Here is a 16,007-nt window from a genome sequence, read left to right as displayed (position 1 = left end):
TGCGAGACGGTGAGGCGCTTCGTCTTCTCGAAGCGCGCCGCCGCGGCGACCACCTCATCCTCAACGCCGGAAAGCACCAGGGAGTTCGGCCCGTTGATAGCCGCGATCGAGACTCCGGGCGTCAAGTCGACGGATGACGAGGCTGCCTGCACCGCGACCATCGCCCCGCCGGTCGGCAGCGCCTGCATGAGCGCGCCGCGAGCGGCCACGAGCCGGGCCGCGTCGGGCAGCGAGAGGATCCCGGCGATGTGCGCGGCGGCCAGCTCGCCGATCGAGTGGCCGACCAGGTACGCCGGGCGCAGCCCCCACGACTCGAGGAGCCGGGCCAGCGCGACCTCGACCGCGAACAGCGCCGGCTGGGTCGCCGCGGTCTGGTCGAGCGCCTCGGCGTCGGTGCCGAACACCAGGTCGTGCAGCGGCAGGTCGAGGTGCGCGGCGACCTCGTCGAACGTGTCGGCGAAGACCGCGTACGTGTCGTACAGCTCGCGGCCCATGCCGAGCCGCTGCGCGCCCTGCCCGGTGAAGAGCATCGCGAGGCGTCCACGGCCGGCGGATCCGGTGACCAGCGTGGCGGCCGGCGTGTCATCGCGCAGGGCGGTCAGACCGCGAACGAGATCATCGTGGTCGGACGCGAGAACGACGGCCCGGCGCTCGAACGCCGACCGGGTGGTCGCCTGCGCCACGGCCAGGTCGGCCACCCGCAGGTCCTCGCGAGCCAGCAGGTCGAGCAGTCGACCGGCCTGGGCCCGCAACGCGTCTTCGGAGCGGGCCGAGACCGGAACCGGGAGCAGACCGCCCGTTGCCGGCGCCTCCTGAACAGGAGCGTCGTAGGCCTCGAGAATGGCGTGCGCGTTCGTACCGCTCAGGCCGAACGACGACACCGCACTGCGCCGGACCCGGCCGGTGTCAGGCCATGAAACTGCGTCGCTGAGCAGCTGGATGGCACCGGACGACCAGTCCACGTGCGACGACGGCTGGTCGATGTGCAGCGACTGCGGCACCTGCCCGCGCCGCATGGCCAGGACGAGCTTGATGACGCTGGCGACGCCGGACGCCATCTGGGTATGGCCGATGTTCGACTTGACCGAGCCGAGCAGCAGCGGGCTTTCGGCCGATCGTGAAGCGCCGTAGGTGGCGAACAGCGCCCCGGCCTCGATCGGGTCACCGAGCGCGGTGCCGGTGCCGTGGCCCTCCAGGACGTCGATGTCGTTGCCGGTCACGCCCGCGGCGGCCAGCGCGCTGCGGATGACCCGCTGCTGGGCCGGCCCGCTGGGCGCGGTGAGCCCGTTCGACGCGCCGTCCTGGTTGATCGCGGTGCCTTTGACCACGGCCAGGATCTGGTGGCCGTTGCGCTTGGCGTCCGACATGCGCTCGAGCAGCACCAGGCCGACACCTTCGGCCAGCGTCATGCCGTCGGCTGCTTCCGCGTACGCCTTGCAACGCCCGTCGACCGCGAGCGCCCGCTGGCGGCTGAACCCGACGAACGCGCCGGGCGTGGCCATGATGCTGACTCCACCCGCCAGGGCGAGCGAGCTCTCCCCGTCGCGCAGCGAGCGGCAGGCCAGGTGCAGCGCGACCAGCGACGACGAGCAGGCGGTGTCGAGCGTGACGGCCGGCCCTTCCAGCCCGAGCAGGTAGTTGACCCGGCCGCTGAGGATGCTCGACAGCGAGCCGGTGACCATGTAGCCCTCGGCGCCGTCGGCCGAGTCGGGCGACCCGGCCTGGGCGTTCGAGTAGTCCTGGTAGCTGGCGCCGATGAACGCGCCGGTGAGGCTGCCGCGCAGCGTGCGCGGGTCGATCCCGGCCCGCTCGATGGTCTCCCAGGTGGTCTCGAGCAGCAGGCGCTGCTGCGGGTCCATCGCGAGGGCCTCGCGCGGGCTGATGCCGAAGAAGCCGGGGTCGAAGTCGGCCACCCCGCGCAGGAAGCCGCCCTGCACCGAGTAGGTGGCACCGGCCGCATCCGGGTCGTCGTTGAACAGCAGGTCGGCGTCCCAGCCGCGGTCGGCCGGGAACGGTGAGATGGCGTCGACGCCGCCGGAGACCAGGTCCCACAGCTCGTCGGGCGAGGTGACGCCGCCGGGATAGCGGCAGCCCATGCCGATGATGACGATCGGGTCGTCGTCGAGCGAGGCGGCCGTGACGACCGGTCCGGCGACGCCCGAGTCCGAGCCCTCGATCTGCGAGCGCAGGAACGCGGCCAGCGCGAGCGGGCTCGGGTGGTCGAAGACCATCGTGGTGGGCAACGTGAGACCGGTGGCGGCGATCAGGCGGTTACGCAGGTCGACCGCGGTCAGCGAGTCGAAGCCGACGTCCCGGAACGCGGTGTGCTCGCTGAGCGCGTCGCTGCCGGAGTGGCCGAGCACCTGGGCGGCGGTGGTGCGGACGAGGTCGAGCAGCACCCGGTCCCGTTCGGCCGGCGGCTGGGCCAGCAGGCGCCCGGCGAATCCGTCGTCGGTGACCACGGCGGCGGCCGCCTCGGCCAGCTGCCCCACCTCGGGCACGTCGTCGAAGAACGTCGACGGCCGGGCCGCGGTGAACACCGGGTGGTAGCGCGACCAGTCGATGTCGGCCACGACCAGTTCGGTCTCGTCGGTCTCGACGGCCTGGCGCATGGCGTCCAGCGACAGGCGGGCGTTCATGAAGACCAGGCCGCTGTTGCGGATCTGCTCCGGGTCGACCCGGCCCAGGCCGAGGTCGTCGGCCCAGATGCCCCACGAGACGGCGGTGGCGTGCAGCCCGCGGGCCCGCCGCTCGTGCGCCAGGGCGTTGAGGTAGGCGTTGGCGGCCACGTAGGAGGAGTGGTTGCCGCTGCCCCAGGCGCCGGAGATCGACGAGTACATCACGAACGTCTCGACCTCGGCGCCGAGCAGCTCGTCGAGGTTGCGGGCGCCGACCGTCTTGGCGTGCAGCACCCGGTCGAACTGCTCGGCGTTGGTGCCGGCGACCATGGCCAGCTCGATCACGGCGGCGGTGTGCACGACCGTACGGACGTCGGTGAGCGTGCCGAGCAGGGCCGAGAGGGCGTCCTTGTCCGTGATGTCGCACGAGCGGATCTCGATGTGCGCGCCGAGCGCCGAGATCTGTTCGACGATCTGCTCGGCGCCGGGCGCGTCCATCCCGCTGCGGCTGACCAGCACGATGTGCTCGGCGCCGTGGTGGGCGGCCCAGCCGGCGATGTGCGGGCCGAGGGTGCCGGTGCCGCCGGTGATGAGCGTGGTGCCGGCGAACGTCCACTCGCGGGACCGCTCGGGCCCGGCCGGAGCCCGGTTGAGCCGCCGGGCCAGGGCGCCGGAGGCTCGGATGGCCAGCTGGTCCTCGCCGGTGCCGCCGGTCAGAAGGGCGGCCAGGCGCTGTGCGGCGCGCTGGTCGAGCTCGGCGGGCAGGTCGATGACGCCGCCCCAGCGTGACGGCGCCTCCAGGGCGGCCGACCACGCGAGGCCGGCGACCTCGGCCTGGGTCGGGTCGGTGATGCGGTCGGCCCGGCCGGTGGCGGCGGCGCCGCGGGTGATCGTCCAGACCGGCGCGGTGACCTCCTGGTCGGTGACCGCTTGGGCCAGCGCCAGGCTGAGGCCGAGGCCGAGCGACGTGGCCGGCAGACCCTCGACCGGGCGCGCGTCGGCGGCCAGCACCGACACGATGCCCGCGAGGCCGTCCGGAATCACGATGGAGGCGCGGTCGAGGTCGGAAAGCACCAGACGCTCGATCGAGGCGCCGTGACCGGTGATCGCGGCGGCCACGTCGGTGTCGTCGATCGCGTCGGTGGTGACCAGCAGCCAGGTGCCACTGAGGGCGGCCATCGGCAGGGTGCCGATCGGCTTCCAGCCCGGCCGGTAACGCCACGAGTCGGTGGTGGAGCGGTCCTTCTTCTGCTTGCGCCAGTTGGCCAGCGCGGGCAGCACGGCCGCGAGCGAAGCGCCGTCGACGTCGAGGCGGGCGCTCAGCGCGTCCACGTCGGCGTCCTCGACCGCGGCCCAGAACTCGGCGTCGTCGCCGCCCTCGCCGGGAGCGGCCGGGGCGGCGGGCATGGCCCAGTAGTGCTCGTGCTGGAAGGCGTACGTGGGAAGGTCGATCGTCCGGCCGCCGGTGAACAGCGAGCCGAAGTCGACCGGGAGGCCGCGGACGAACAGCTCGCCGGCCGAGAGCAGCAGCCGCTGCAGGGTGCCGAGATCGCGGCGGACACTGCCGACGACCACGGCCCGTACGCCCGCATCGGCAATCGTGTCCTCGAGGCCGACCGCGAGCACGGGGTGTGACGAGACCTCGACGAACGCGCGGTGGCCCTCGTCGAGCAGGGTGGTGACGGCGTCGCGCAGCCGTACGGTCTGGCGCAGGTTGTTGTACCAGTAGTCGGGCCCGGTGATCGGCTCGGTCACCCAGTCGCCGGTGACGGTCGACCGGAACGGGATCTCCGGTACGCGCGGGGTGATGCCGGCCAGCTCGGGCAGCAGCTCCTCGTGCAGTTCCTCGACCAGCGCCGAGTGCGAGGCGTAGTCCACCTTGATCCGGCGGACCCGTACGCCCTCGTCGGTCAGCTTGGCGCACAGGTCGTCCAGCGCGGCGGTCTCACCCGAGACGGCCACGGCGAGGGGCCCGTTGTCGGCGGCCAGGGAGACCTGGCCGTCGTACTCGGCGATCCGCTCCAGGATCTCGGCCGCGGGCAGGGCGATCGAGGCGATGCCGCCCCGGCCGGACATGACCCGGCCGATCACCTGGCTGCGCCGGGCGACCACATGAGCGGCGTCGGCCAGCGACAGTGCGCCACTGACGGCGGCGGCCGCGATCTCGCCCTGGGAGTGGCCGACCACCGCGTCCGGGACGACGCCGAGGCTCTTCCACAGCTCGGCCAGCGAGACCATGACGGCCCACGAGGCGGGCTGCACCACGTCGACCCGGTCGAGGCCGGGCGCGCCGGGGGCCTGACGCAGCACGTCGATCAGCGACCAGTCGGTGTGCGGGGCGAGCGCGGCGGCGCATTCGGCGATCCGCGCGGCGAACACCGGCGACTCGTCCATCAGCTGCGCGCCCATCCCGGCCCAGGCGGTGCCCTGGCCGGGGAAGACGAACGTGATGCGGCCGGCCAGGTCGGCGACGCCGGTGGCCGTCTCGCCGCCGACGACGACCGCGCGGTGGTCGAAGAGCGTACGGGTGGTGGCCAGCGAGTGCGCGACATCGACCGGGTGCGCAGTCTCCACTGCGGCCAGGTTGGCGATCTGCGCGGTCAGCGCGGCCGGGGTGCGGGCCGAGACAATCCACGGCGCCGGGCCGTCGGCCGGTGCTTGCTTCGCCGAGTGCGCCGGCGCCTCTTCGAGCAGGGCGTGCGCGTTGGTGCCGCTGATGCCGAAGGCGGAGACACCGCAGCGCCGCGGCCGGTCGCCGGTGACCCAGTCGCGCTGGTCGGCCAGCAGGGCCACCGTGCCCGAGCTCCAGTCCACGTGCGTGGTCGGCGTCTCGACGTGCAGGGTGCGCGGCATGACGTTCTGCCGCAGCGCCATCACCATCTTGATGACGCTGGCGACACCCGCGGCCGACTGGGTGTGGCCGATGTTCGACTTGACCGAGCCGAGATAGAGGGGCCGATCCGGTTCCCTTTCCCTTCCGTACGTAGCCAGCAGCGCCTGGGCTTCGATCGGGTCACCGAGGGCGGTGCCAGTGCCGTGGGCGTCGACGGCGTCGATGTCGCTCGGGGCGAGACCGGCGTTGGCCAGCGCCTGCATGATGACGCGCTGCTGGGATGGCCCGTTGGGGGCGGTGAGCCCGTTGGACGCGCCGTCCTGGTTGACCGCGCTGCCGCGGATGACCGCGAGCACCTCGTGCCCGTTGCGCTGCGCGTCGGACAGCCGTTCGAGCACCAGCATGCCGATGCCCTCGGCGACCGTCATGCCGTCGGCCGAGTCGCTGAACGCCTTGCAGCGGCCGTCCTGGGCCAAGGCCCGCTGGCGGCTGAACGCGATGAGCGGCTTCGGGTTCGGCATGATCGTCGCGCCGCCGGCCAGGGCCAGGGTGCTCTCGCCGGATCGCAGCGACTGGCACGCGATGTGCATCGACACGAGCGAGGACGAGCAGGCGGTGTCGACGGTCAGCGCCGGGCCCTCGAGGCCGAGCACGTAGGACAACCGGCCCGAGATGACGCTCGGGATCGTGCCGGTGACCTGGTAGCCCTCGCCGCCGTCGGAGTCGCCGCCGTATTCCGCGTACGAGGATCCGATGAAGACGCCGGTACGGCTGCCGCGCAGGGTCGACGGGTCGATGCCGGCCCGCTCGGCGGCCTCCCACGACGTCTCCAGCAGGAGCCGCTGCTGCGGGTCCATGCCGAGCGCCTCGCGGGGCGAGATGCCGAAGAACGCCGGGTCGAAGTCGCCCGCGTCGGCCAGGAAGCCGCCGGCCAGGGAGTAGGTGGCGCCGGACCGGTCGGGGTCGGCGTCGTAGAGGGCGGCCACGTTCCAGCCGCGGTCGGCCGGGAACTCGGTGATGGCGTCGACGCCGTCCCGGATCATCGCGAAGAACTCCTCGGGCGAGCTCGCGCCGCCCGGGAACCGGCAGGCCATGCCGATGATGGCGATCGGTTCGCCGTCGGCGCCGTCCTCACGCACCGCGGTGACGGCCGCCGCGCCCACGCCCAGCAGCTCGGACTCGAGGTGTTCGGCCAGCACCTGCGGCGTCGGGTAGTCGAAGACGAGCGTGGCGCTCAGCTCGACACCGGTGGCATCGCTCAGTGCCTTGCGCAGTTCGACCGCGGTGAGCGAGTCGAAGCCGAGGTCACGGAACGCCAGCTGCGCGCCCACCTCGTCGACGCTGCTGTGCCCGAGCACGGCCGCGGCCTGCCCGCGCACCAGGTCGAGCAGCGCGCGCCGGCGCGCATCCTCGCTCATCTCGCGCAGCCCGCGGGCGAACTCGGCGCCCTGCTCGGTGGTCTCGCGGGCGCTGCGGGCCAGCGCACGCACGTCCGGCAGGTCGGCGAAGAGCGGGCTCGGGCGCACCGAGGTGAACAGCGGGTGGTAGCGGTCCCAGTCGACGTCGGCCACGGTGACCGTGACGTCGCCCTGCACGATCGCGCGGTTGAGCTCGTCCATGGCCGCCGCGGGGTCGAGCATCCGCAGGCCGCGCCGGGCGAAGCTGGCCGCGATGGCCTCGTCGGTGGCCATGCCGACCTCGGCCCACGGTCCCCACGAGATCGTGGTGGCCGTCAGGCCGCGGGCGCGGCGCTGCTCGGCCAGCCCGTCGAGGAAGGCGTTCCCGGCCGCGTACGCGGTCTGGCCGCCACCGCCCCAGCCACCGGCGATGGAGCCGACCAGCACGAACAGGTCGAGCTCGCGGTCGCCCAGCAGCGCGTCGAGGTGGGCCGCGCCGTACGCCTTGGCCGCCAGCAGCGCGGCGAACTCCTCGTTGCTCGTCTCTTCGAGCGACGTGTTCTGGCCCGCGCCGGCGGCGTGCACGACACCGGTCAGGTCGTCGCCGATGGCCGCCAGCACAGCTTCGAGGGAGTCCCGGTCGGCGGCGTCGCAGGCCACCAGCTCGGCGCGGTCGCCCAGCTCGGCGCGCAGCGCGTCGGCGCCCGGGGCATCCGGTCCACGGCGGCTGGTGAGCACGACCTTGTCCGCGCCGCGCTCGAGGAGCCAGCGGGCGGTGGCGGCGCCGATGCCACCCGTGCCGCCGGTGACCAGGATCGTGCCGCGCGCGGCGAACGGGGTGGCCGGGGCGTCGATCGGGCGGCGCACCACGCGCCGGCCGAGCAGCCCGGTGTCGCGGACGGCCACCTGGTCCTCGCCGGTGCGGCCGCCGAGCACGCCGACCAGCTTGCCGATCGCGTCGTCGCCGGCCGGCAGGTCGATCAGGCCGGCCCACTGCTGCGGCTTCTCCAGGGCCAGCACGCGGCCGAGGCCCCAGATCGCGGCCTGGGCCGGGCTGATCGCGGTGTCGCCGGGGCCGGTCGTGACCGCGCCGCGGGTGACCGTCCACTGCGGAGCTTCGAGGATGCGGGCCAGGGCCACGGTGAGGGCCAGGCCGACGGAGATCATCGGGTGCGGGCGCTCGTCCAGGGCGACCAGCGACACGACCGCGCTGACGCCCTCGGGCAGCCGCTCGGCCAGCACGGCCGGGTCGGTGCAGGTCTCGTCCAGCACGACGTGCTCGACGGTCGCGCCATAGGTGGTGAGCGTGTCGCGCAGCCCCTCGGCCAGGCCGGCGTCGGTGGCCTCGGTGGACAGCACCAGCCACGTGCCGCCGAAGATGGGGCTGTCGGCCACCCGCAACGGCGCCCAGGCCGTGCGGTATCGCCACGCGTCGGCCTGCTTGCTGCGCTGGTTGCTCGCGCGCCACGACGTGAGGGCGGGACGCAGCACGGCCGCCAGCTCGTCGTCGAGGTGCAGGGCCTCGGCCAGGCCGCCGCTCTCGACGAGGCTCCAGAACTCGTCCTCGGCCGCCCCGCCCCGTGCTCCGGCGGGGGCGATCGTGCCCACCGGCCAGAAGAACGAGTGCTGGAAGGCGTACGTGGGAAGGCTTGTGGTCTGTGCCCCGGTGCCCGCGAACCAGGCCGTCCAGTCGACCGTCGCGCCGCGCGCCCACAGGCGGGACAGGGCCGACGTGAGGGCCTGGCGCTCGGTCCGCTTGGCCCGCTGCAGCGGCACGGCCACGGCGTCGTCGCCGAGCACGTCCTGCACCATGGCCGAGAGCACGCCGTCGGGACCGATCTCCACGTACGTCCCGATGCCGCTCTCGTGCAGCTTGGTCACCGTGTCGGCGAACCGAACGGCATCGCGCACGTGGTTGACCCAGTAGTCGGGCGTCGTCACGTCGCCCGCCGCCACGACGGGGATCCGCGGCTCGTGGAACGTGAGGCCCTCGACCACCGCGCGGAAGTCGTCGAGCATCGGCTCCATCAGCACCGAGTGGAACGCGTGCGACACGTTGAGGCGCTTGGTCTTCTCGAACCCGGCGGCCAGCGCGACGACCTCGTCCTCGAGGCCGGACAGCACGATCGAGCGCGGGCCGTTGATCGCCGCGATCGAGACGCCAGGCGTCAAAGCAATATCGTCCGGCGTGGCCTGCACCGCGATCATCGCGCCGCCGACCGGCAGGGCCTGCATGAGGCGGCCGCGCGCGGCGACAAGCGTGGCCGCGTCGGCCAGCGAGAGCACGCCGGCGACGTGGGCCGCGGCGATCTCGCCGATGGAGTGACCGGCGAGCTGCGCGGGCCGCAGGCCGAACGACTCGGCCAGGCGGTAGAGCGCGACCTCGAACGCGAAGATGGCGGGCTGCGCGTTGCCGGTCCGGTCGAGGTCTCCACCGATCTCCAGCAGCGCGGTGACCTCGTCGTAAGCCGCGGCGAAGACCGGGAACCGCGCGTGCAGTTCAGCGCCCATGCCCGCACGCTGGGAGCCCTGACCGGTGAACAGGGCGGCGATCCGGCCGGTGCCGCCGGCCTCGTCCTCGATGACGGCCGGGTTGGGAACGCCGGTGGCCAGCGCGGTGAGTGCGGCCAGGGCCGATTCGCGGTCGTCGGCGACGATCGCGGCCCGGCGCTCGAACGCGGAGCGGGTGGTGGCCAGCGAGAAGGCGACGTCGGCCAGCTCCTGGCCCTCCAGCGCCGCCCGCAGGCGCGCGGCCTGGTCACGCAGGGCGGCCGGGGTGCGGCCCGAGACGAGCAGTGGTCCGCTCTCGGTGCGCTCTACGGATGCGGGCGCCGGCAGCGCGGGCTGCTCCAGGATCACGTGCGCGTTCGTGCCGCTGATGCCGAACGACGAGACGGCCGCACGACGCGGTCCGGCGCCCGACGGCCACTCGCGGGCCGCGGTGAGCAGCTCGATGTCGCCCGCCGTCCAGTCCACGTGGGTCGACGGCTGGTCGATGTGCAGCGACTTCGGCACCACGCCGTGCCGCATGGCCTGAACCATCTTGATGATGCCGGCGACACCGGCGGCGGCCTGGGTGTGGCCGATGTTCGACTTCACCGAGCCGAGCAGCAGCGGCACGTCCCGGTCCTGGCCATACGTGGCGAGCAGCGCCTGCGCCTCGATCGGGTCACCGAGCGACGTGCCGGTGCCGTGCGCCTCGACCACGTCGACGTCGCTCGGCGTGAGGCCGCCGGCGGCCAGCGCGCGCCGGATGACCCGCTGCTGGGCCGGACCGTTCGGGGCCATCAGGCCGTTGGACGCGCCGTCCTGGTTGACCGCGCTGCTGCGGACGACCGCAAGCACCTGGTGACCGTGGCGGACGGCGTCCGACATGCGCTCGAGCACGACCACGCCGACGCCCTCGGACCAGCTCACGCCGTCGGCCGCGTCGGCGAACGCCTTGGAGCGGCCGTCGGGGGCGAGGCCGCGCTGCCGGGAGAACTCGATGAGCGCGAGCGGCGTCGACATGACCGTGACGCCACCGGCGAGCGCGAGCGAGCACTCACCGGCGCGCAGGGCCTGCATGGCCCAGTGCATGGCGACGAGCGACGACGAGCAGGCGGTGTCGATGGTGACGGCCGGGCCCTCGAGACCCAGCGTGTACGACACCCGGCCGCTCACGATGCTGGGCGAGGTGCCGCTGCCCTGCATGCCCTCGGAGTCGGTCTGCAGCCCCGAGCCGTAGTCGTTGTACATGACGCCCGCGAAGACGCCGGTCTGGCTGCCCCGGAGCGACACCGGGTCGATGCCGGCGTGCTCGACGGCCTCCCACACGGTTTCGAGCAGCAGGCGCTGCTGCGCGTCGGTGGCCGTGGCTTCGCGGGGCGACATGCCGAAGAACGCGGGGTCGAACTCGCCCGCGTCGTGCATGTAACCGCCCGACCGCACATAGGCCGTGCCGGGGTGGTCGGGGTCGGGGTGGTAGAGCCGTTCGAGGTCCCAGCCGCGGTTGACGGGCAGGCCGGAGATGGCGTCGCGGCCCTCCTCGACGAGCTTCCACAGGTCGTCCGGGTTGCCGACGCCGCCCGGGTAGCGGCAGCCCATGCCGACGATGACGATCGGGTCGTCGTCGGCCGCGGCGGTCACGATCTCGACGGCGCCCGCGTCCGCGCCGACCAGTTCGCCGAGCACAAAGGTGGTGAGCGCGCGCAGCGTCGGGTGGTCGAAGACGAGCGTCGCGGGCAGCCGCAGCCCGGTCACCGTGGACAGGTTGTTGCGCAGGTCGACCGCGGTCAGCGAGTCGAAGCCGAGGTCCTTGAACTGGCGGTCGGCGTCGATGCCGGCGCCGTCGTCGTGGCCGAGCACGGCGGCGACCTGGCCGCGCAGCAGGTCGAGCACGACCTCGAAACGACCGGTCTCGTCCAGGCCGGCGAGGCGGCGGGTGAGGCCGGTGGCGCGCTCGGATCCGGCGGCGGTGCGGCGGTTGCGCGTGCGCACCAGACCGCGCAGCAGCGGCGGCACCTCGGGCAGGCCGCGCATGACGGCCAGGTCGAGCGGCACCGGCACCACGAGCGCCGGGCCGGTCAGCGCGGCGTCGAACAGCGCCAGCCCCTGGTCGGCGGTCAGCGGCGGCATGCCCGACCGGCGCAGGCGCTCGGCCAGCTCGTCACCGGCCATGCCGTCGGTCTCCCACGCGCCCCACGCCATCGAGACCGCGGGCAGGCCGAGGTCGCGGCGGTATTGAGCGAGGGCGTCCAAGTAGGCGTTTCCGGCCGCGTAGCTGCCCTGTCCGGGGTTGCCGAAAACGCCCGCAGCGGACGAGAAGAGCGCGAAAACGCGCACTTCCCGCGCAAGCTCGTGCAGGTTCCAGGCGCCCGTCGTCTTGGGCGCGAGCACCGCGTCCAGACGCTCGGGAGTGAGCGATGCGAGCACTCCGTCGTCCAGAACGCCGGCCGCGTGCACCACGGCGGTGATCCGGTTCGCGGCGAAGACCTCGGCCAGCGCATCCCGGTCGGTGGCGTCGCAGGCCACGACGCGCGCCACCGCACCGGCCGTCTCCAGCTCGGCGAGCAGCTCCGGGTCGGCGGTGCCGCGCCGGCTGAGCAGAACGAGTTCCCGGACGCCATGCTCCGCCAGATGCCGTGCGAGCAGCGCGCCCAGCCCACCCGTGCCACCGGTGATCAGCACGACGTCGTCATCGTTCCACGAGGCGAACTCCGCTGCGTTCCCGGCCGGGACGACCCGCGCGAGCCGCGGGGCCTGGATCTCGCCGTCGCGCACCCGAACGCGCGGTTCGCCGCCCGCGAGCGCCGCCAGGGCAGCGGGCACGAGCGCCGGAGTGTCGGCCTCGATCAGCCCGAACCGACCCGGATTCTCGGCCTGCGCCGACCGGATGAGCCCACCGACCGCCGCCCCCGCCAGCCCGCCGTCGGTGACGAGGACGAGGCAGGACTCGGCGAAGCGTTCGTCGGCCATCCACTCCTGGGCCACTGCGAGCAGCGACGCGACGACCGCGCGCGGCTCCCCCTCGGCGACCGGGTAGAGAACGTATGGCGGAATCACCTCGCCAAGCGAGCCGTGGAACTCGGACGCCGGTGCCTCGGCGGCCGGGACGACCGGGACCCAGTCGAGGCCGAACAGTGAGTCGCGCACGTCGTCCGACGCTGAGCGCTCGGCCGGTGCGCGCAACGTGAGCGAATCGATCGACGCCACGGGTTCGCCGGCCGGGTCGACGACGTTGATCGCCATCGCGGTCTCGCCGATCGGTGACGCCTTGACGCGCACCGAGGTCGCGCCGGTGGCGTGCAGCGACACGCCCTCCCACGAGAACGGCAGGCCGCCCCCGAAGTCCATCAGCGCCGACGTGTGCAGCACCGCGTCGAGTAGCGCCGGGTGGATGCCGTAGCCGGTCACGTCGGCGCCGTCGGGCAGGGCCACCTCGGCGTAGACGTCGGCGCCGGACCGCCAGGCCGCCCGCAGGCCCTGGAAGACCGGGCCGTAACCGAATCCGGCGGCGGCGAGGTTGTCGTAGAAGCCGGTCAGGTCGACCGGCTCGCCGGAGGGCGGCCACGGAAAGCCGGCCGCGGAAGAGCCGGCCGCGGAGGATCCGGCCGCGACGGAACCGGTGGCGTTGGTCAGCCACGGGTGGTCGTCCTCGGTGTCCGGCCGCGAATAGACCGTCACCGATCGGCGACCAGTCGTGTCCGGGCGGCCGATCCACAGCTGCACCTGCACCGCGCCGGTGGCGGGCAGCACGATCGGGGCCGACAGCGTCAGCTCGTCGACCCGGTCGCAGCCGGCCTCCTCGGCGGCGCGCATGGCCAGTTCCAGCACCGCGGTGCCGGGCAGCGGAACCGTGCCGTGGATGGTGTGGTCGGCCAGCCACGGGTGCGTCGCGAGCGAGAGCCGGCCGGTCAGCAGCACGCCGTCCGAGTCGGCGAGCGAGATGACCGAGGCCAGCAGCGGGTGGTCGGCGTGCGGGTCGGCGCCGAACGACTGGGGCGAGCGCGGCCAGAAACGGCGGTGCTGGAACGGGTACGTCGGCAGGTCGACCCGGCGGGCGCCGGAGAACCAGTCGGTCCAGCGCACCGGGACACCGATGACATGCAGGCGCGCGAGTCCGGTGGCGCTGGTGGCCACCTCATCCTGACCGGCGCGCAGCAGGGCGACGGCAGTGGCGTCGGGGGCCGACTCGGCGACCATCGGGGTGAGGGCGGCGTCCGGACCGAGCTCGGTGAAGACGCCCACGCCGTGCTCGGCCAGCCAGCCGACGGCTCCGGCGAAGTCGACCGGCTGCCGCACCTGGCCGGCCCAGTAGTCGGCCGAGGTGAGCTGTTCGACCGTGGCTTGTTCGCCGGTGACCGTCGAGACGATCGGGATCAGCGGCGGCTGCGCGTCGAGGGCCGCGACGACCGCCCGGAACTCGTCGAGCATCGGCTCCATGAGCGACGAGTGGAAGGCGTGCGAGACGTTGAGGCGCTTGGTCTTCTCGAACTGAGCGGCGACCGCCAGCACCTCGTCCTCGACCCCGGAGAACACGAACGAGCGCGGCCCGTTCACGGCCGCGATCGAGACGCCCGGCGTCAGCTCCACCGAAGACGGCGAACCCTGCACCGCGACCATCGCGCCACCGGCCGGCAGCGCCTGCATGAGCCGGCCGCGCGCGGCGACCAGCCGGGCCGCGTCGGGCAGCGAGAAGACACCGGCGACATGGGCGGCCGCGATCTCGCCGATCGAGTGACCGGCGAGGAAGTCGGGCTTGAGCCCCCACGATTCGGCCAGGCGGAACAGAGCAACTTCAACGGCGAAAAGAGCCGGTTGCGCGTACGCCGTGGAACGCAGGCCGGTGTCGTCGGAGCCCCACATGACGTCGCGCAGGGGCCGCTCGAGATGTGGGTCGAGCTCGGCGATCGCGGCGTCGAGCCCCGAGGCGAATACCGGGAAGCGCGCCGCCAGCGAACGGCCCATCTCGAGCCGCTGGGCGCCCTGTCCGGTGAAGAGGAAGGCGTGCTTGCCACGCGGGCGGACGGAACCCGTCACGAGCCCGGCTGCGGGAGAGGAGGAGGCGAGCGCGTCCAGACCGGCACGCAGCTGGTCGAGGTCGCTCGCGACGATAGCGGCGCGGTGCTCGAAGGACGAGCGGGTGGTGGCCAGCGAGAGGGCGAGGTCCGCGAGAGAATCGTGGGACCGATCCGTGAGCGCTTGTGCCTGCGCGCTCAACGCCTCGCGCGTGCGCCCGGAGAGCAGAACGGGCGCCGGGCCGGCCGAAGCGGACGGAGCGGCGGCGGGAGCGGACGGAGTGGCGGGAGCGGTCGCGTCCTCGAGAGCCGGGGCCTGCTCGATGACGGCGTGCGCGTTGGTGCCGCTGATACCGAACGACGAGACGGCCGCACGACGCGGAGCCCCGGTCGACGGCCAGTCCATCGTCTCCTGCACGAGCTTCACCGCGCCGGCCGACCAGTCCACCTTGGTCGACGGCTGCGACGCGTGCAGCGTCCTGGGCACGATCCCGGCCCGGATCGCCATGACCATCTTGATGATCCCGGCGACACCGGCCGCCGACTGGGTGTGCCCGATGTTCGACTTGATCGAACCGAGCAGCAGCGGACGATCGGCCGGCCGCGACACCCCGTATGTGGAAAGCAGTGCCTGGGCCTCGATCGGGTCACCCAGTGTGGTGCCGGTGCCGTGCGCGTCGACCACGTCGATCTGGTCGCTGGACAGGCGGGCGTTGATCAGTGCCTGCTCGATGACCCGGCGCTGGGACGGGCCGTTCGGGGCGGTCAGCCCGTTCGAGGCGCCGTCCGAGTTGATGGCGCTGCCGCGCACCACGGCCAGCACGGTGTGCCCGTTGCGGCGGGCGTCGGACAGCTTCTCCAGCACGAGCATGCCGACGCCCTCGGCCCAGCCGGTGCCGTTGGCGTCGTCCGCGAAGGCGCGGCAGAAGCCGTCGGCCGCGAGACCGCCCTGACGGCCCATCTCCGAGAACGTGACCGGGCTGGACATCACGGTGACGCCGCCGGCCAGCGCGAGCCGGCTTTCCCCCGTACGGAGGGAATGTGCTGCCAGGTGCAGAGTGACCAGCGACGACGAGCAGGCCGTGTCGACCGTGACGGCCGGGCCCACGGTGCCCAGCGTGTAGGCGAGCCGGCCGGAGAGCACGCTGTTCGCGTTACCGGTCAGCGAGAAGCCCTCGGCCTCCTCCGGATCGACCCGGTACTGCTGCGACATGGCCCCGGCGAAGACACCGGTGTCACTGCCCTTGACCGAGTGCGGGTCGATGCCCGCGCGCTCGAGGGCCTCCCACGTGACCTCGAGCAGCAGCCGCTGCTGGGGGTCCATGGCGGTGGCCTCGCGGGGTGAGATGCCGAAGAAGTCGGCGTCGAAGTCGGGCGCCTCGTAGAGGAAGCCACCGGCCGTGCCGGACGGGTCGGCGCCGAGGGCGGCCAGGTCCCAGCCGCGGTCGTCCGGGAACGGCCCGATGCCGTGCCGTCCGTCGGCGACGAGCTGCCACAGGTCTTCGGGGCTGCGCACCCCGCCCGGGAAACGGCACGCCATGCCGACGATGGCGATCGGTTCGGCCGCCGCCTCCTCGACCTCCTGCAGCCGCTGCCGCGACCGTCGCAGGTCGGCGGTCGCCCGCTTGAGATAGTCGCGAAGTTTGTCTTCGGTATCCAT

The 16,007-nt window shown here is 73.3% G+C and carries 1 protein-coding gene (only partly in view); it reads right to left on the bottom strand.

The window, feature by feature from the left end:
- On the bottom strand, positions 1 to 16,007 hold the 5' portion of the coding sequence (locus tag KOI35_RS10000; RefSeq protein ID WP_215785854.1) for a type I polyketide synthase. Its footprint begins 10,633 nt before the window's first position; only the first 16,007 of its 26,640 coding nucleotides appear in the window; the start codon lies at positions 16,005 to 16,007; its stop codon lies beyond the left edge, outside the window.

The organism is Paractinoplanes bogorensis (genome assembly GCF_018829635.1).
In the GTDB taxonomy this organism is placed as follows: domain Bacteria; phylum Actinomycetota; class Actinomycetes; order Mycobacteriales; family Micromonosporaceae; genus Actinoplanes; species Actinoplanes bogorensis.
The sequence above is the reverse complement of the archived record's forward strand: the minus strand, read 5'-3'. Positions and strand labels throughout refer to the sequence as shown.